We start from the raw sequence: 17,642 nt of genomic DNA, 5'->3' as shown, positions 1-17,642 counted from the left end.
GAGGATCCTATGAATATTGGTAAAGTGTCTCAAGCTTCAGGTGTGACCACCAAAATGATTCGTTATTACGAGCAGATTGGTTTAATTCCAGCAGCGGGTCGCAGTAATGCAGGCTACCGCTCTTATTCTGACAATGATGTGGAACGTTTAAAATTTATCAAACGTAGTCGTGAGTTAGGATTCTCAGTTATAGAAATTACTGATTTACTCGACCTATGGAATAATCGCAACAGACATAGCGCTGATGTAAAGCAATTGGCGCAAGCACATATCCATAAGCTAGAACAACGTATTCAAGACCTAGAGCAAATGGCACAAACACTCCAGAACTTGGTCGATTGCTGTGCGGGTGACAATCGCCCCGACTGTCCGATTCTGGAAGGCTTAAAAGAGCCAAGTCATGAAATGAAGGACATCCATCATCATAATGATTTGCTCTCGCTATCCCCACTCACTGGGCGCAAGTAGAACAGCATAAAAGGCGATCTTATGATCGCCTTTTATTTTTTATCCATTCCATAGATACAAAAAAGCGGCTATATCAGCCGCTTTGTATTCATCTACAGATTAACGTGGTGGAAAACCGGCTTCTGATAAAGCCTCAACTACTTGTTGCTGTGAGGCTGTAGTTTCAACTTTAACACTGCGGTTAGGTGGATCAGTAATCACTTTTGCATTGGCGTCTACCGCTTGGATTGCACGGGTTACGCCACGTGCACAGCCACCACAGGTCATATTTTCAACATGAAATTCCATCGTAAAACTCCATTCAGTTATTTAAGAAGATATACACACTATAAAGGTTACCATAATGGTAAGGTCAAGCTTTTTACACATTAAAATAAATACTATTTTCAGGTGATCACTTTTTCTTTTCTGACACATAGTTGACGGTGTATTTAGGAATCTCGATTTCTAAAGACTGATCCTGAATATTCACCTGACAACAGAGTCTTGATTCTGGACTCAAGCCCCACGCCCGATCCAATAGATCAGCTTCTATATCTCCCATGTCCTGTAAATTTTCAAAGCCTTTGCTTACAATCACATGGCAGGTGGTACAGGCGCCTGATAGGTCACAAGCATGTTCAATGTTAATCCCATGATCAAGTAAGCTTCTACAGAGGTTTGCGCCAGGTTCTATTTCAACAATAGCCCCTTCTGGACAGACTTTTTCATGTGGGAGAACGGTTATCTTAGGCATAATTGCTACCTTTCTATCTAATTACGAAAAACTGTAATCAATAAAAGACTGTTGTGATTCAACCTCTTACTGATGGAACTATCAAATCAGGAATAAGATCGAAAGCTTTATAATAGATGCCTTGTTAACCAAGCATTGATCACTTTAATTTCAATATCTTGTGCCAAAATAATATTTTTTGCCAGCATTCGAATTTCTGGGTCAAAACCATATTTCAAGGCGACCTTGGCCATATCGACGATGACTTGATGATGTGGAATCATTCCACGCATAAAATCGATGTCGGCATTGCCTGTATAATTGATTTGCATATCAACCTGCATACGGCTCCCTAGTTCCATATAAGCACGCGTAGAGAGACTATAAATATCACTTGAATCATTTTGGTTAGGCGTTATTGCCGATTGCTGTTCACTCATTATTGTTTCCTTTCTATTCAGCAGCATCACATTCATTTCAGATGTGATTGACATGCTATATGGATGAAAATAAAGGAAGTGACACCGTCAATAGATGAGAGTTTCTATTTCATGTGGCACAGTTACCTTTATGAAAGACACTGTAGTCCTTCCAATAATTGCAAGGTCAAGCTATCCATTTACTAAAATTTTGAGTGACTAAAAAACAAAGTTTTATCGGCTCTAAAAAAAAAGTGCATGATCAACATGCACTTTTTAAAACAATATTTATTGTGTTTTAGCCATTTAAGCCAACCGCTTTCGCACGTGCTTTATGCAATTTCTTATAGCTTTCAATTAAACGTAAATGACGATCAAGCCCTTCCAGTTTCATACTGGTTGGGGTGAGACCATAGAAACGAACTGTGCCTTCAACAGAACCCACTACAGCATCCATACGCTCATTGCCAAACATACGGCGGAAATTGGTTTGGTAGTCTTCAAGCTCCATGTCATCATCGAGCAAGACTTCCAGTACCACATTCATGCATTGGTAGAACAAACCACGTTCTACCGTGTTGGTATTGTATTGCAAGAAAGTCTCAACCAATTCTTTCGCTTCTTCAAACTGCTCTAAAGCAAGATAGATCAACAGTTTTAATTCAAGCAGGGTTAATTGTCCCCATACCGTATTGTCATCAAACTCAATCCCGATCAAGGTGGTGATTTCGGTGTAATCGTCCAGTTCACATTCTTCTAAACGCTCAACTAAAGCTTCCAGTTGCTCTTCATCTAAACGATGTAAATTGAGAATATCTTCACGGAATAAGATCGCTCGATTGGTATTATCCCAAATTAAATCTTCAACCAGATAAATTTCAGAATAATCAGGTACCAAGATACGGCAGGCAGTTGCACCTAAATGCTCATATACGGCCATGTAGACTTCTTTGCCCATTTCTTCAAGGATGCCGAACAATGCTGCGGCTTCTTCAGCATTCGAGTTTTCACTTTCATTGGTGAAGTCCCACTCGACAAAATCATAATCCGATTTGGCGCTAAAGAAACGCCAAGAGACCAAACCGCTTGAATCAATGAAGTGTTCAACAAAGTTGTTTGGTTCAGTGACTGCATTGCTTTGGAATGTCGGTTGCGGTAAATCGTTTAAACCTTCAAAACTACGGCCTTGCAACAATTCAGTCAAACTACGCTCTAATGCTACTTCCAAACTTGGGTGCGCACCAAATGAGGCAAATACGCCGCCTGTACGTGGGTTCATTAAAGTGACACACATCACTGGGAATTGACCACCCAATGACGCATCTTTTACAAGGACTGGGAAGCCTTGTTCCTCTAAACCTTGGATACCTGCCACAATACTTGGGTATTTTGCCAATACCTCTTGTGGTACGTCTGGTAATGCAATTTCACCTTCCAAAATTTCACGTTTAACCGCACGTTCAAAAATTTCAGATAGGCATTGAACCTGCGCTTCTGCCAAGGTATTGCCTGCACTCATCCCGTTACTGAGATATAAGTTCTCAATCAGGTTTGATGGGAAATAGACAATTTCATCATCGGATTGACGTACAAAGGGCAATGAACAAATACCACGTTCCGTATTACCTGAGTTGGTATCGTATAAATGCGTACCCAGTAATTCATCATCTGGGTTATAAATTTCGAGACAATATTCATCCAAAATTTCTTTGGGTAATTCGCCATTTGGACCCGGTTTAAACCACTTCTCATCTGGATAATGTACAAATTCTGCATTGGCAATGTCCTCACCCCAGAATTGGTCGTTGTAGAAGAAGTTACAGTTTAAACGCTCAATAAACTCACCCAAAGCCGAAGCTAAAGCACTTTCTTTGGTAGAGCCTTTACCATTGGTAAAGCACATTGGTGATTGTGCATCTCGGATATGCAACGACCAGACATTTGGTACGATATTGCGCCAAGATGCAATTTCAATCTTCATGCCTAAACCAGCTAGAATTCCTGACATATTGGCAATGGTCTGTTCTAATGGCAGATCTTTACCCGCAATGTAGGTGCTGCTTTCAGAAGCCAAGCTCGGCATCAACAAAGCTTGTGCATCAGCATCAATACTTTCAACCTCTTCAATGATAAATTCTGGGCCCGTTTGGATTACTTTTTTAACCGTACAGCGGTCAATTGAACGTAAAATGCCTTGACGGTCTTTTTCAGAAATATCAGCAGGTAATTCCACTTGAATTTTAAAAATCTGTTTATAGCGATTTTCAGGATCAACGATATTGTTTTGTGATAAACGAATGTTATCGGTTGGAATATCACGAGCAGCACAATACACTTTGACAAAGTAAGCCGCACATAATGCAGATGACGCAAGAAAATAATCGAATGGGCCGGGTGCAGAACCATCGCCTTTGTAACGAATCGGCTGATCGGCGATTACCGTAAAGTCATCAAACTTCGCTTCTTGTCGAAGATTGTCGAGATAATTAACCTTGATTTCCATGCGTGCACCTAAATATTCTTACGTGTTGCAAGCACATAAGATTGAAAATATTGAACTATAAGCCGAATCGTGGATAAGCAATAGACTTAAAAAAGTGTGGCTAAGGTCATCTCGTCACGGTATCTAAACACTGACCTTAGTAATGATGGACGCTATTATAGAAGTATTTTGTGTAATTGATAACTTTTGTCTGTTTTTCTAGCCTATTTATGAACAATTAACCCAGTTTTTCGAGATTTATCAAGAATTAGAGCTGCATCGCAATCTCAACAAAGGCTTTTGCAAGTGGTGTCATCTGTTGCTTGTTTTTGACCGCGAGTCCTATTGAACGTTTGATATTGGGAGATAATGGTCGTTTTACTACATTGGGATATAGCTGAAGAATATTTTTGTCTAGGGCTAAATCCGCCACGATTGAAACGCCAGCACTGTAATTCACCATATTTAAAATCGACAAAATTTGCGACAAGTTATATTTAATCTGTGGCGTGAGTTGCGCAGTCTTAAACAGTTGCATGACATGGTTTTGACTACCCGCACTGGTCAAGATAAAAGGATACTCAATCAGCTCTTGTAATTGCACTGCAGGCTTTTGTGCAATCTCTAAATCCGCTGGCAATAAAGCAACAAAAATATCCTCCAACACAGCAAAGCTATCAAAACGGGGTTCAGGCAACACCACAAAACCAAGATCAACTTTGCGTTCATCTATCCATTGCATGACCTCTTTATCAGTACCTTCCATGAGTAATACTTCTACATCAGGATATTGTTGCGCAAACTGCTTTAAAATAAGCGGAATCAGCACATTGGAAGATGATGCACCAAAAGATCCAATCCTTAAGATTCCAGTTTTTAGACCTTTGAGATCCATCACTTCTTGATGAATAATGCTAGAAACGTTCAAAATTTCATTCACATAAGGTAGTAAGCGTTGCCCTGCAGCAGTTAACTCCACTTCATTATTATTTCGATAAAACAGCTGAGTTTCCCATTTCTTTTCCAATGCTTTGAGTGCATGTGAAATTGCAGACTGTGAAATATTCAGTTGCTGCGCGGTATAGGTAAAATTTCTTAATTCTGCCAGCTTTGAAAAGATTTCAAGTTGAGTCAGCGTCATAACACATCATTCATGAGTAAAAGCTCATTTTACTATAAAAATAAATTAGTTTTACGATTTGGTTTGATTCTGTTTGGATTAAACATCTCATGCGCCACTTAGCCATTTCCCTTTCCAGTTCTACGGTTTATTTTAAGCTGGTCTGTGTCGCTTTGATGTGGGGAGGCACCTTCATCGCAGGACGTATTGTTGCAGCAGAGCTCTCTCCAACCCTATCTGCATTCTTACGTTTTATGCTCGCCGCACTTCTGCTCATTCTCTTATTGCTGAAGACTACGGGCAACTTTCCAAGCCTTTCAGGCCAACAGCATTTTTATGCCATGTTAATGGGTTTAACAGGGATCTGTGCATATAACCTATTTTTCTTTGCCGCATTATCTCGAATTGAAGCAGGCCGAACCGCATTATTTGTGAGCTTATCACCAGTCCTGACGGTTTTGGCCATGCGGATATTCTTTCAGGAAAGGCTGAAAAATATCAATTATTTCGGGGTTTGCATTGCCCTAATCGGAACCCTGACCGTGGTAAGCAAAGGTGCGTTTTTTAGTGCCTTGCAGCAAACCTTTGGTCTGGGGGAAATAATGATGTGTGGTGCCGTATTGAGCTGGGTGATTTATACGCTCAGCTTTAAACAAACCCAAGCTTCTGCATTAACCATGACCACCTATGCGGTACTTTGGGGTACAGGTTTTCTTTTAATCAGTGCATGGCCTGAATTGGGTTATCACGTGTTGACGGATATTTCATGGAGTAGTTGGCTATCCATTCTCTATTTAGGTGCTTTTGGGACAGTATTGGCATTTATTTGGTATGCACAGGCTATTCATCGCATTGGGGCATCAAAAACCATTATTTTTACCAATCTAGTCCCTATTTCTGCAGTTTTATTGGCGTATTTTATTTTGAAAGAACCGATCACATGGTCTATGGCAGTGGGTGCAGCCCTCAGTTTCATCGGTATCTTGTTAGTTAATAAACCCTAAAAACAAAGTGATAGAGATCATCTTTAAAAAACTTAGCCATTTAGCTAAGTTTTTATTGACATGCGATCAACAAATATACAATACTTAGCTCTATGGCTAAGTATGATTCTAAACTCGATTTGTTATTCAGTGCTCTCAGTGATCCTACGCGTAGAGAAATACTCACTCAGCTGTCTTTCCGGTCAGCCTCGATCACTGAACTGGCTGAACAGCATGATATGGCCCTGCCATCTTTTCTAAAACATTTAAATAAATTAGAGGAAGCAGGACTTATTCACTCAGAAAAAAATGGACGAATCAGAACTTGTGCACTGAGCCCTGAAGCATTCACCCCCATACAAAATTGGTTAAGTGAGCAACGGGCAATCTGGGAACAAAGACTAAATCAATTTGATCGTTACGCACTCGAATTAAAAAGGAAAAGAGAAAATGAAACTGGATCCAAAAACTGACTTAAAACTCGAAAGAGTGATCGATGTACCACGTGAACTGGTCTGGGAATGCTGGACCACCCCAGAGCATATCAAACACTTCTTTATTCCTCGCCCCCACTCGATTAAAGCCTGTGAGATTGATTTAAGAGTCGGTGGAAAATTCAATACCGTCTTTGATGTTGATGGTAATGAAATCAACAATCAAGGTGTTTTTTTAGAGGTGATTGAAGGTGAAAAACTAGTGTTTACCGATACCTATACGGAAGATTGGAAACCTGCTGAAAATCCATTTATGACTGCAATTCTGTTGCTTGAAGATGCAGGCAATGGTGCAACCAAATACACTGCAATTGCCAGACATCGTAGTGCTGAAACACGTCAACAACACGAAGACATGGGTTTCTTTGAAGGTTGGGGAACCGTGGTTGATCAACTGGTTGAATATGCTAAAGCTCTAAAAGCATAATCGACACATGACATATAAAAATTCCTCAAAGCTTAAATCGTTTGAGGAATTTTTTATGACTCAAATCAGATCCGCCCAACTTCCAGATATGGAATTAGGTTTTTATCAAATTTTGGACGTGGATCAGCTTCAAAGCTAATAAAACCGTGCATACCGGTTAAGCGCTCGCCTTTATAAAACTGATTGAGCTGATAGCGTGGGTCTTGATGCGATAAGGTAAAACTGACCACTCCAACACCACGCTGCTTAGACAGTTTCTGTGCATCTTCGAGCATTAAATGATGCAGCGCTAACTGCTGTGGATGGCATAATAAAGTGTGTAATACATGATACCTTAATGAGTCACCGAGTTTAGGTAGTGGCATACCTTTCGTGACTTTGGTCAATAAATTATAGATTGGGCGCAGTACACCAATCGCTGAACTATAATGCAAAATTTTAGTTTGTTTAAGCGCATGCTGATCCCATAATCCAAACATGCCAACCAATTTTCCATCTTGAAAATAAAGCTGAAAGTCCGAGAGTTGTAGACCTGTAAAATAATGATGTCCTGCCAGCAATTCTTCAAAATTATAGGCAGGGATAAAATTATAATACTGCGACATTTCAGCAATAAATCGAGTCATTACCGTAATATGTTCAGCGCGCGCCACACAGGACTTAATCTCGCTAATCTCTGTTTTAGCTTGAGTTCTTTGGGTTAAAAAAGCCTTAATTTTTCTTTTAGCCCCCAAATGTGTCAGGGTCAAGGTTTCAATTAATCCCTCATCATAATAATCAGGAATGCCTGTTTTACCCGTTTGTATTGCTGCTCGTGCAGCATGATTATCATCAAAGATGATCATTTGGCTAAAATTAGGATCATGCATGGTTCGTTTGACATGGACACCTAAAGCCTTGACCAAAGATTTGCCGCGATAGTTTGGATCGACACGTAAATCACTGGCATAACGCACATTCTGTATTGTTTTATCAACATAACACGGGCGATGGCCATTGCTATAACAAGCCACATTTTTTTGACTTTCCGTATCTTCAATCACCACATGCAGCTTATGCCGATACAAAATATCCGAAGCTTTAAAATAACTCGGTTCACGCTGAAAGCTGATTTTCACCCCTTTGGTGGTCATTGGCACCGCAATCAATTCACGTAAGGCCTGATCATCTGCCGAGGTTGCTTCACGGGTAAGCAATGGATTGCTTTGAGTATTTGGTGGATTTGTTTTCATTAATTATTCACCTGTTGCATATTTTGTGTGGACACCAAATCATTGAGGTGCCCCATTTGATCTAAAAGCTGATAAACAAACACGATTTCATCCTGCTCATTCACCGTTTTCTGAGTTTGCACATCCAATAACTTTTGTTCTGTATTGAGCAAGTCAAAAGTTGTTTTGGTCCCCAATTCAAATTCTTTACGGGTATACACAAAGGCAATCGATGCTGCATCAATCGCGTTTTGCAGTGCCTCTTTATTTTGGCGAATGGTTTGCAATTGAGCATAAGTCGTCCGTGCACGCTGATTCAGATCCAACTCAAGGGTACGAATCTTTTGATTAGCCAAATCAACATCTGCCTGTGCTTTTCGAATATTGGCGCGGTTTAAACCATCGTCATAGAGCGGCACATTCAGTTGAACCCCCACCATATAGTTGTTACTTTCTGAACCAATATAACTGGCCTCATGCTGAGCACCTGCACGACTGGTCAGCATCACGGTGGGCCAAAGTTCTCGCTTAGTTAAGGCATATTGCTTTTCAGAAGCTTGTTTTTCGTATTTGGCACGTAGTAAGGCTGGATGATTCTTGGTTTTAGCTAAAATTTCATCGAGATTATTGGAAATCTCTGGCAGACGGTTAACAGCTGTTAGATTATCTGCGGTTAAACCTGTAATTTGTGAAAACTGAGCTTCACTCACAGTTAAATTAGATTGTGCTTGCGTGATATCAGCCTGGCCCTGAGCAACCTGAGCCAGCACTTGTGCCAAGTCTGCACGAGTGATCATCCCCACATCAAAACGTCGCTGCGACTCATACAGGGAACGTTGAAGATTGGACATGGTCTTCTTTCTAAGTTCTAAAATCGCTTTCTTCTTTAACACATCGGTATAGACCATCACCGTATTTAAAATTGTTTCCGAGCGTTGATCCGACAAGCCTTGTGACTGTGCAGAAAGCTGGTTCTTGGCGACATCGATTCCTAGACGATGTCGCCCTGATGTGTAGATAGGGTAATCCATTTGTAATTGCAAACTACGACCTTTTCGGTTTCCTTCAGTCGGAAACATGACATTATTCGGTGTTTCAACTCTTTCATAATCAAGTTGTCCAACCAAGTTCACTTTGAGTCCGTCACGTTGTTTTGCCTGTTGAAGCATCGCTGTTGATTGATTCACACTTAAACGGCTCACCTCCAATTGGCTTTCATGTCTTAAACTTGCTGACAAAGCATCGTCTAAAGTCATGGCAGCAATTGTATTTGAAACCAATAACAATCCCGTACATAGTGCAATATGCGAGAGCTTAGAAACTCGGTGGTTAAATTGCATCATCCCTTTCTTCATAGTTGTTCCAAACTATTGAGGGTAACTTTCTTGAGGGGCTCAGGCTTGATATTGCCTTCAATAATGCCATCAAACATGACCAGCTTTTTATAGGCATTCCAACCGTTATTGGCTTGACGAATCTGTGGTTGATCTAACTGACCAAGATTACGTGCCAATTCATAATGGAAGTTTTGACGTAGTATCTGATCAATATATTCATCATTAATGCTGTGATGAATCTCTCCTTCAAACAAAACACAATAGAACGGTTTAACCTGCTGCTCAGTATCAATCGCCAACAACGAAATTGCTTTAGAGTCGGTTTCATTCAACTGTGAAAGAAGTTGCTGCGCCGTCTCTGGCGCAAGTTTTTCTCCCACCAAATCCACACCAAAACGGCGACCCTGAAATTCGAAACAAGGAATTTGATCAAGAAAACTGGTCACCCGTAAGCAGTCATCAAGGCAATAGCGTAATAAACCATTGCCCGATGTAATTATTGGGCTGACTACATCGCCAACGTTGAGTTCCCACGATGGAATAATTTGTCCCTGTTTTTCACCTTCTAAATATTCAAATTCATAGAAGTGACTTTGATAGGCCAATGGATAATGGTCATTATAAGGAATGGTAACCACACCTTCGGTTGCCCATAAACCTTTGCCTTCAAACTGAACAGATGGCAGACGTTGTTTTAATTTTTCCGCCCAAGCTTTAGAGCCCGCTGTATCCCAACTCGACACTAAACTTAATTTAGGCCATAAGGTGCTAAAATCAATGTATTCACCATTTGAACTGTCGATCAGGCATTTAGCACTTTCTGGACTTAAAGGTGCTTTGACTTCTTTTAATGAAGCTTGACGCGCTCCCCATCGCCCCGTTTCTAAAACTTCAATGACTTCTTGCTGCATAGACTCTAAACGATCTAAAAGTTGCAATGCAAAAGTCGGACTCCACACCGAGATCATCGCCAGATTACGGTTAGCAACCAGATAACAGATTGTGGCAAACAAAGCATCATCTGCATTGGCAGCAAAAGCCACATTGCTCGGCACAGCTTGGGTAAATTTAGATAAAATCCGTTTGCCAATGCCCAATAAGGCACTATCATCATTGAGATTTTTATCTTTCAGCACTTCACGCTGACTTTCAGGCAACCATGACACCGACCAATAATGAGTGCCTGAACGGAGCTGTGGGCACTTACGATAAAGACTGGCCATCCATGGCGCAATCGCGTGATCTAATTCATCTAAAAACAGCTTGGTATACGGAATAAATTTAATTTGTTCACTCGAACCACTGGTGGGCTGGAAACGCACCAACTTACTGCTTGATAGTTGAAGTTTCTGATCTCTATAACGCTGGATGTTCTCCCGCCACATCGCATAACGCGAAGCGGGAAAAGCTTGCACAAACTGCTCATAATCCTGCACATTTTGCTCTTTTGCAAAATGTGAGCTTTGCAAAATTGAATTCAGGATTTGACGCTGTGTTAGTTCTAAACGATTAGATTGCTTTTTAAAATCTCGATCTGAAACATCACACCATTGTTTTAAAATCAGGTGTGATCCCGAGGTCAACCATTCAGTATGTTTCATTGGAAGACCTCACGACGATTCACTGATTTTTTTAATACCGCTTCACAACGCCCCTTACTGGCAGGTTTAGTCATCAACTTAACAGGGAAGCGTGCAATATCTTTCCAACCTAAACGGCCAATACAAGGTAATTCGGTACCGACAGTCCATGTTGGGTTCTTTTGCTCAAAGAAATGAATATTGGGATTCTTTGTTCTCATTTCTTCTGTAATCGGCGCCACCTCACCTTTAAGTGGCTGATAATCATCACCGAAATTCAATAATCCAGCTTCTTTGTCATAATATTCGCCAAAGAAGTTTTCGCAATAATGTTCAATCACACTGGAAAGATGCTGGTTCTCATCGTTAATATTTGGATAATACACATAATAGTTATTGGCGAGCAGTAGATAGGTTTTGTAGCCCTTAGAAATCAATAACCAATACAGTTCATTAAATGGATATTTGACACGTAATTTGATCATCAGTTTAAGCATGGTGCTTTGCAGCGTGCGGGTGCCCCAAAATGCTCGAAGGATAACAGTGTCACCACTAAACAGTACCGTATAATCCTTTCCATTCAGATAAAAATGCTGAACAACAACAGTAGAAAAACCAACGATTTCATCAGTTTCCGAGTTAAAAATTAAGATGGCACCACTCTTCTTTTTGAAATCATCTGCAAAGATCGAAAACTTGGTATTTTCATAATATTGCTCGTAAATCGAATACATGACTTTTAGCCGATCGATATCGATTTGTTCTTTCTCGACATATTGACCATAGGTAGATTCTTTATTATTGAATCTTGAAATCAGTTTATATGTTGTATTAATCATCTGCTTCAACCTCTAAATTTGGATATGCACGTTCCCCTATCTCATAAAGAAATATAAAAACTCATATCGCTGTTCTTTTTATGACGGGGTATGTTGTTGTGTACGATGCCCCGATTATTTTTCGTTATATGAAACAACCCTCTAGCATTGAATATCTACATGTCCATTTTCTTCCCCCTATCCATAAAGATGGTTAAGAAAGCCGCCACAAACATAATGATGGCCAGCATACGTAATAAATCATTGAAACTTGATGTCAGTGCTTGGTAGTGAATATCACGGTAAATCACACTGAGCGCGATTTTTTGAGCATTACTCCCAACCTCTTGGTATTGCGCTGTCAATTGATCTAATCTCTCAATGAAGATCCAGTTCTGTGGATTCATATATTGATTCAATTGCGTCACGTGTATTGCTGTCAGCCAATCGAGCGACGAGTTGATCAATGCCAATCCAACAGCACCACCAATATTGCGCATCAGGTTATAAATACCACTGGCATCAGCAACTTTGGTTAATGGCAGAGTACTCATTGCCAAATGTGAGACCACGATCAAACAAATCATCAGACCAATACCACGATAAATTTGTGGCCAGAACATGAAGTCATAATCGCTGTGAATACTGAGATGCGAATTGAGCCAGACCCCAAAACCCGCCAAAATCATGCCAACAAATACGGTTTTTCGGGTATCAAAGTTTGGAATTAACCATGCAAGGAAAGGTGCAAAGCAGAACATCACAATACCTGTCACCATCATGATATGCCCGATTTGACTGCTGTTCATTTCTCGGACTTGCCCAAGAAACACAGGAATCATATAGCCCAAGCCATATAAGGCCATACCAATCACAAACGTAATGATGCAGCTTAAAGTGAAGTTTTTGTTTTTAAATACACTCAGATCTAAGAGTGGTTTGGGTTGGGTAAAACTGCGTGAGAAGAAGATCATGCCACCAATCAGGCAAATGATAAAAGCAACACGAACGCCTGTATCAGCGAGCCAATCATGTCTCGCCCCTTCATCCAAGAAATACTCCAAACCACCTAAGAACATGGCCATACCAATCAGGCTGAACCAGTCCATGCTTTTGATGAGTGAATAATTGGCGCGGTCTATATTTGGACCAGAGTAAATAATCGTCGCAATCAAAATACCGGGGATGATGTTAATCAGGAACATCCAGTGCCATGAAAAGTTATTGGTCAACCAACCACCAATGGTGGGGCCAATAGCTGGACCTAAAGTACTGATCATGCCAAACATCACCAACGGCAAGGCACGTTTCGCTTCAGGAAACAACAGATATAACGCCGTCATTGAGGTGGGGATCATACCGCCGCCCATAAAACCCTGAATTGCGCGAAAAACCAACAGACTTTCCAGATTCCATGCCAAAGCACACAGCAATGAACTAATCGTGAATCCGATCGCACAAATGGTGTAATAAATTCGAGTCGAGAGCACCCGAGAAACGATGCTAGACATTGGAATTGCAATAATTTCAGCAATCAAATAAACCGTTTGCACCCATGTCACTTCATAACGACTGGCACTCATACCTGCCTGTACTTCATTCAAAGAACTTGCAACAATTTGAATATCCAGAATTGCCATGAAATTACCAAAAATCATGGCAGCAAAAATCAGCCAAGCTGTTTTTGGCGCAAACTTCCACTCATCTTGGTTCGGTTTATTCATTTTCTTATACCCAAAACTTTTCTGATTAAGTTCTTAAATCAACAGTCGCGCTGACGGACATTCCAGGTTTTATAAGGTCAATATGTGGGCTCGAATCAATTGCAATCCGCACAGGGATACGTTGCACCACTTTATTGAAATTTCCTGTGGCGTTGTCTGGTGGCATGAGTGAAAAGGTCGCGCCAGATGCTGGTGAAAAACTTTCGATTTTGCCTGTGTAGGTCAGACTTGGATAGGCATCAATTTTTAATTTAACTGCCTGCCCAATATGCATTTTCTCGATTTGAGTTTCTTTAAAGTTGGCTTGCACATATATGCTTTTCTCAGGAATAATCGCCATTAAACGTGTTTGTGGTGAAACACGAGAACCCTTCTGAATCGACAGGCTGCCAACTTTCCCCGTAACAGGACTCATTACTTTTGAGGATGAAAGGTCAATTTGATATAGGTCTAGTGTCGCATTGGCATTTTGGATATCAGCAAGCAATTGGGCACGACCGGCTTGTAAACTCCCTAACTGTGCCTCTGCGGCATTGACTGTAGCTTGGGCTTTACTCAGCTGTGCCTGAGCCGTTAAATATTGGGATTGTATGCCTTCAAAATTTTGTCGGGTTATCACCCCGTCTTTGAGCAAATCTTGATAACGATTGAAATCTTTTTTCAAGCGAGATAAATCGGCTTGGGCAGCAACTACACCACTATTGGCTTCACTAATCGATGATTTTGCGGACTTTTCATTCTGTTGCTGCACAGCAAGCGCAGCTTGTTTTAAGGTGACAACTGATTTCGCCTGATCATAACGTGCCTGATAATCACGATGATCTAAAATAGCCAAAGCCTCACCTTTTTTCACAAACTGATTGTCGTTAATAATCAATTCGACAACTTCACCTGAAATTTTTGGCATCACCCAAGTGACATCCGCCTGAACATAGGCATTATCGGTCGATTGATAGAATCGATAAACCAAAAAATAATACGCGATGCCTAAGATCAGAAATAAGATGAGTACACTAAATACTACCCAAGTTATTTTTTTTCGACTTTGGAAATTAGTATCAGTTTCGAGCTGAGCTACGTTATCCATATTTATTCCGCTATTTTGTAATATACAGTTTTTATTTTGAGCCACGGTTAAATGGCCATCTTTTCACGTAACTTTTCACTTAATTGTGCATAAATAAATAGTTACAATGTAATAATTGGCGCAAATTATCATTCTTAATGGAATAATATGTCATTGACCATTTGTGCATATCATTTTTCTATTTCTGCCAATTGTTCGAATGGTATAAAGCTTTTATGAAAGATTTGTGAAATTCTAGCATAAGCATAAATGATTCGTGTTTTCATTTGTAAAAAAATAAACTTATATTATTGTTTAAATTAAATAAATTATTAAATTAGGCTTCACTATTATTTTTACCATTGAGTTTAATTCTTTGGTCATTTTCATCACTTCCTAAACATAAAAATGTGGTCATGCTAAAAACTCAAAGCGTTATAGAAATGTAATTTCTGTAAAAAAGTGATTTTTCTCCTATTAATGTTCATATTTTAATTCAATCAAATTGTATGTTATTGCACAAACTGTTTCTGTAATAGTGAATAAAGTATTTAAGCTAAAGAAATCATTAGAATTAATAACCTAAATATGCTAATTCATTCTTTAGACAGTAAAAATTTAAAGTATTGCTAAACACTGTTGTTGATCGATTCTGCTCAAATGTGAACTATATCAATTTAGATACCGCTAAGTTGTCATTTGATCGGACAAAACCACCAAAAAATTGGAAAAATAATATTGATTTAAAAAAGAAGGACTGCTTATGGATTCTGGACTCATCACACTTTTTCTACCCATCGCTTTGGCGATTGTCATGGCTGGGCTCGGTTTAGAGCTCACACTCAAAGACTTTGCCCGAGTGAGTAAACACCCCAAAGCAGTGATCATTGCTTTGTTTTGTCAGCTTATTTTATTAGTTGGTATTGCATTTTTAATTTGCAAAATACTGGACTTACCGCCGCTTCTGGCGGTCGGCTTGATGTTACTTGCAGCTTCACCAGGTGGATCAACCGCAAATCTATTTAGCTATTTATATAAAGGTGATATCGCACTGAACATCACTTTAACCGCAATTAATGCCATTATTGCAGCCATTTTTTTACCCTTTATTGTCAACTTTTCGATTTTGCATTTTATGAATGAAGGTCAACAAGTCGGACTACAATTTGCAAAAGTACTGCAAGTGTTTGCCATCATTCTGGTTCCTGTTTGTATTGGGATGTTGATCCGCCATTATGCGCCGCATACCGCAGAAAAACTGAATCGCCCTGTACGGATTTTCGCTGTAGTGTTCCTTCTGATTATTATTTTGGGTGCAATTATCAAAGAACGAAATAACCTGATCGAATATATCGGGCAAATTGGCTTTGCAACTGCCTTATTTTGTGCAATTAGTCTATGTGTTGGCTATTTTGTACCACGACTGTTTGGGATCAGCTCTTATCAAGCTCGTGCATGTGCGTTTGAAATTGGTATTCATAATAGTACGCTTGCCATGACCATTGCACTCACCATTATGGCAAGTACCACCATTGCCATGCCTGCTGCAGTGTACTCAATTTTTATGTATATTTTCGCGACTATTTTTGGAACGTTGATAACACGATTTGGCGCTCAGGAAACGATAAAAGCTTAACCTTTTTTTAAACCATCACCGCCATAGCGTATAAAGAAATATGCTATGGCTTTTATTTAAATTCAGCTTTATTCACCGCTTCCAACTGATCGCTAAGTGCGTTGGCTGACCATGCTTTGGATGTGATTTCAGCTTGTTTAATTAACTCAATCAGCTTTTGATTGATTGGCGCTTTTAAATTCAGTTGCGTTGCTAAACGAACAACCTCTCCATTAATCCAGTCAATTTCCGTTGCTCGCCCAGCCATTAAATCATCTGCCATTGAAGAACGAGCCAGTGGGTCAATCGCCAACATTTTCTTACTCAGCAGATTGAAAATCGAATTTGGTAGCTTTAATACAGATGGAACGAGGTGTGCTGGTAAAGCTGCCAGTTGTGCAGGCTTAATTTTAGCGATTTTAAGCAATGCCAAAGCTTCAATCTGCGCCATTGCCAAACATTGACGATAAGCTCGAATTGAAAGTTGTTGTTTAAGTGGAAGCTGAGATAAAGCATTGACTGAGTTATTCAGGTTTAGCAATAACTTTGCCCATTGAATCGCCTGCATATCATCTTCAAGTTTCAGTTCAAGCTGAGCGCCATTAAATGCGGCAACAAGCTCATTCAAGCCAGCATGTTTTTTCACATACAAAGCCCCTTCTGTACCTTGATGGAAAATCCCATTGCCCAAAGCAGCGACATTAAAAGGTACCATACCCTCAAGAATTGTATGTTCAGATAAAACCTGCTTTAGAATTCCAGCATTACTTACACCGTTCTGAAAACTGATAACGATGGTATTTTTCTTTAAAGTCTCTTTTAACTCATGCGCCACTTGCTCCGTTGCAGTGGATTTGACACAGACTAAAATGATATCGGCTTGTGTTGCTAGACTTGACTCACTGCTGAGTTGAAGCTGTGATGCTGGAATAGCGTATGTTTGTCCGAGATAATTGGATACCGTGAGCCCATATTGCTGTAACTGATGTTGTATTTTTGGGCGCACAATAAAATCAACATTGACTCCTGCTGCCACTAAACGACCACCAAGATAACATCCAATACTGCCTGCACCATAAATACAAATTTTCATTTATTTGCCTAAATTTATTCGATTCCTTCTCTGTTTTACTTTAACCACAATGAATGGTCTGAGTTGTCACTTAACTGACAAATGGATGCA

The 17,642-nt window shown here is 39.9% G+C and carries 17 protein-coding genes; 5 read left to right on the top strand and 12 right to left on the bottom strand.

Annotated features, from left to right (window positions below):
• The first annotated feature begins 9 nt into the window (after window positions 1-9).
• Window positions 10-468, top strand: coding sequence for a Cu(I)-responsive transcriptional regulator (gene cueR / locus V6E90_RS06610; RefSeq protein WP_016540066.1), 459 nt, complete (start codon window positions 10-12; stop codon window positions 466-468).
• A gap of 99 nt (window positions 469-567) precedes the next feature.
• Here cueR and V6E90_RS06605 read toward each other — a convergent pair whose 3' ends face one another.
• The 5 genes from V6E90_RS06605 to V6E90_RS06585 form a co-directional block, all read right to left on the bottom strand.
• The gene (locus tag V6E90_RS06605; protein WP_004653564.1) at window positions 568-756 is read right to left on the bottom strand and encodes a heavy-metal-associated domain-containing protein; all 189 of its coding nucleotides are present in this window, start codon (window positions 754-756) and stop codon (window positions 568-570) included.
• 106 nt (window positions 757-862) lie between these two features.
• Window positions 863-1,204, bottom strand: a complete 342-nt coding sequence (gene fdx, locus V6E90_RS06600; protein ID WP_332604872.1) for an ISC system 2Fe-2S type ferredoxin — start codon at window positions 1,202-1,204, stop codon at window positions 863-865.
• A 107-nt stretch (window positions 1,205-1,311) separates the two neighbouring features.
• Window positions 1,312-1,623, bottom strand: coding sequence for a CopM family metallochaperone (gene copM / locus V6E90_RS06595; RefSeq protein ID WP_332604871.1), 312 nt, complete (start codon window positions 1,621-1,623; stop codon window positions 1,312-1,314).
• Window positions 1,624-1,900: 277 nt separating this feature from the next.
• Window positions 1,901-4,105, bottom strand: a complete 2,205-nt coding sequence (locus V6E90_RS06590; protein WP_332604870.1) for an OsmC domain/YcaO domain-containing protein — start codon at window positions 4,103-4,105, stop codon at window positions 1,901-1,903.
• A 247-nt stretch (window positions 4,106-4,352) separates the two neighbouring features.
• Window positions 4,353-5,225, bottom strand: a complete 873-nt coding sequence (locus tag V6E90_RS06585) for a LysR family transcriptional regulator (protein ID WP_332604869.1) — start codon at window positions 5,223-5,225, stop codon at window positions 4,353-4,355.
• 89 nt (window positions 5,226-5,314) lie between these two features.
• Here V6E90_RS06585 and V6E90_RS06580 point away from each other — a divergent pair, with 89 nt between their 5' ends.
• The 3 genes from V6E90_RS06580 to V6E90_RS06570 all read left to right on the top strand — a co-directional run bounded on the left by V6E90_RS06580 (window position 5,315) and on the right by V6E90_RS06570 (window position 7,108).
• Window positions 5,315-6,208, top strand: coding sequence for a DMT family transporter (locus V6E90_RS06580; RefSeq protein WP_332604868.1), 894 nt, complete (start codon window positions 5,315-5,317; stop codon window positions 6,206-6,208).
• A gap of 92 nt (window positions 6,209-6,300) precedes the next feature.
• Window positions 6,301-6,660: an ArsR/SmtB family transcription factor gene (locus tag V6E90_RS06575; RefSeq protein ID WP_332604867.1), complete on the top strand. Its 360-nt coding sequence runs from the start codon at window positions 6,301-6,303 to the stop codon at window positions 6,658-6,660.
• Entirely contained in the window at window positions 6,638-7,108 is a 471-nt protein-coding gene (locus V6E90_RS06570; RefSeq protein WP_016540059.1) for an SRPBCC family protein, read from the top strand. Before V6E90_RS06575 ends, V6E90_RS06570 begins: the two co-directional genes overlap by 23 nt.
• A 65-nt stretch (window positions 7,109-7,173) precedes the next feature.
• Here the strand turns inward: V6E90_RS06570 and V6E90_RS06565 are convergent, their stop codons facing one another.
• The 6 genes from V6E90_RS06565 to V6E90_RS06540 form a co-directional block, all read right to left on the bottom strand.
• Window positions 7,174-8,340 carry a hypothetical protein gene (locus V6E90_RS06565; RefSeq protein ID WP_332604866.1) on the bottom strand — a complete coding sequence of 389 codons (1,167 nt, stop codon included), beginning with the start codon at window positions 8,338-8,340 and terminating at the stop codon, window positions 7,174-7,176.
• Window positions 8,340-9,674, bottom strand: coding sequence for a TolC family protein (locus V6E90_RS06560; protein WP_332604865.1), 1,335 nt, complete (start codon window positions 9,672-9,674; stop codon window positions 8,340-8,342). Before V6E90_RS06560 ends, V6E90_RS06565 begins: the two co-directional genes overlap by 1 nt.
• Window positions 9,671-11,257: a GH3 family domain-containing protein gene (locus tag V6E90_RS06555; protein WP_332604864.1), complete on the bottom strand. Its 1,587-nt coding sequence runs from the start codon at window positions 11,255-11,257 to the stop codon at window positions 9,671-9,673. Before V6E90_RS06555 ends, V6E90_RS06560 begins: the two co-directional genes overlap by 4 nt.
• Window positions 11,254-12,075, bottom strand: coding sequence for a hypothetical protein (locus tag V6E90_RS06550; RefSeq protein ID WP_016540055.1), 822 nt, complete (start codon window positions 12,073-12,075; stop codon window positions 11,254-11,256). Before V6E90_RS06550 ends, V6E90_RS06555 begins: the two co-directional genes overlap by 4 nt.
• A 155-nt stretch (window positions 12,076-12,230) precedes the next feature.
• Window positions 12,231-13,778, bottom strand: coding sequence for a DHA2 family efflux MFS transporter permease subunit (locus V6E90_RS06545; protein ID WP_332604863.1), 1,548 nt, complete (start codon window positions 13,776-13,778; stop codon window positions 12,231-12,233).
• Window positions 13,779-13,803: 25 nt separating this feature from the next.
• Window positions 13,804-14,865 (bottom strand): HlyD family secretion protein, encoded by a 1,062-nt coding sequence (locus V6E90_RS06540; protein ID WP_332604862.1) that lies wholly within the window; start codon window positions 14,863-14,865, stop codon window positions 13,804-13,806.
• A gap of 742 nt (window positions 14,866-15,607) precedes the next feature.
• Here V6E90_RS06540 and V6E90_RS06535 point away from each other — a divergent pair.
• A complete protein-coding gene (locus tag V6E90_RS06535; RefSeq protein WP_332604861.1) occupies window positions 15,608-16,480 on the top strand; it encodes a bile acid:sodium symporter family protein in 873 nt (290 codons plus the stop codon).
• Window positions 16,481-16,532: 52 nt separating this feature from the next.
• Here the strand turns inward: V6E90_RS06535 and V6E90_RS06530 are convergent, their stop codons facing one another.
• Complete coding sequence (locus V6E90_RS06530) at window positions 16,533-17,552, bottom strand: 2-dehydropantoate 2-reductase (protein WP_332604860.1); 1,020 nt, start codon at window positions 17,550-17,552, stop codon at window positions 16,533-16,535.
• Between the last annotated feature and the right edge of the window lie 90 nt (window positions 17,553-17,642).

Origin of the sequence: Acinetobacter sp. ESBL14, from assembly GCF_036668815.1 — a bacterium.
Taxonomy (GTDB): Bacteria; Pseudomonadota; Gammaproteobacteria; order Pseudomonadales; family Moraxellaceae; genus Acinetobacter; species Acinetobacter gyllenbergii.
Note: the sequence above shows the minus strand (reverse complement) of the source record. Positions and strands in the feature narration are given on the sequence as shown.

What these genes read in the sequence shown, in the direction of transcription:
- V6E90_RS06550 (WP_016540055.1), bottom strand. Translation starts at nt 12,075, where the DNA reads ATGATTAATACAACATATAAACTGATTTCAAGATTCAATAATAAAGAA.
- V6E90_RS06530 (WP_332604860.1), bottom strand. Translation starts at nt 17,552, where the DNA reads ATGAAAATTTGTATTTATGGTGCAGGCAGTATTGGATGTTATCTTGGT.
- V6E90_RS06535 (WP_332604861.1), top strand. Translation starts at nt 15,608, where the DNA reads ATGGATTCTGGACTCATCACACTTTTTCTACCCATCGCTTTGGCGATT.
- V6E90_RS06605 (WP_004653564.1), bottom strand. Translation starts at nt 756, where the DNA reads ATGGAATTTCATGTTGAAAATATGACCTGTGGTGGCTGTGCACGTGGC.
- cueR (WP_016540066.1), top strand. Translation starts at nt 10, where the DNA reads ATGAATATTGGTAAAGTGTCTCAAGCTTCAGGTGTGACCACCAAAATG.
- copM (WP_332604871.1), bottom strand. Translation starts at nt 1,623, where the DNA reads ATGAGTGAACAGCAATCGGCAATAACGCCTAACCAAAATGATTCAAGT.
- V6E90_RS06540 (WP_332604862.1), bottom strand. Translation starts at nt 14,865, where the DNA reads ATGGATAACGTAGCTCAGCTCGAAACTGATACTAATTTCCAAAGTCGA.
- V6E90_RS06565 (WP_332604866.1), bottom strand. Translation starts at nt 8,340, where the DNA reads ATGAAAACAAATCCACCAAATACTCAAAGCAATCCATTGCTTACCCGT.
- V6E90_RS06590 (WP_332604870.1), bottom strand. Translation starts at nt 4,105, where the DNA reads ATGGAAATCAAGGTTAATTATCTCGACAATCTTCGACAAGAAGCGAAG.
- fdx (WP_332604872.1), bottom strand. Translation starts at nt 1,204, where the DNA reads ATGCCTAAGATAACCGTTCTCCCACATGAAAAAGTCTGTCCAGAAGGG.
- V6E90_RS06555 (WP_332604864.1), bottom strand. Translation starts at nt 11,257, where the DNA reads ATGAAACATACTGAATGGTTGACCTCGGGATCACACCTGATTTTAAAA.
- V6E90_RS06560 (WP_332604865.1), bottom strand. Translation starts at nt 9,674, where the DNA reads ATGAAGAAAGGGATGATGCAATTTAACCACCGAGTTTCTAAGCTCTCG.
- V6E90_RS06580 (WP_332604868.1), top strand. Translation starts at nt 5,315, where the DNA reads ATGCGCCACTTAGCCATTTCCCTTTCCAGTTCTACGGTTTATTTTAAG.
- V6E90_RS06575 (WP_332604867.1), top strand. Translation starts at nt 6,301, where the DNA reads ATGGCTAAGTATGATTCTAAACTCGATTTGTTATTCAGTGCTCTCAGT.
- V6E90_RS06545 (WP_332604863.1), bottom strand. Translation starts at nt 13,778, where the DNA reads ATGAATAAACCGAACCAAGATGAGTGGAAGTTTGCGCCAAAAACAGCT.
- V6E90_RS06585 (WP_332604869.1), bottom strand. Translation starts at nt 5,225, where the DNA reads ATGACGCTGACTCAACTTGAAATCTTTTCAAAGCTGGCAGAATTAAGA.
- V6E90_RS06570 (WP_016540059.1), top strand. Translation starts at nt 6,638, where the DNA reads ATGAAACTGGATCCAAAAACTGACTTAAAACTCGAAAGAGTGATCGAT.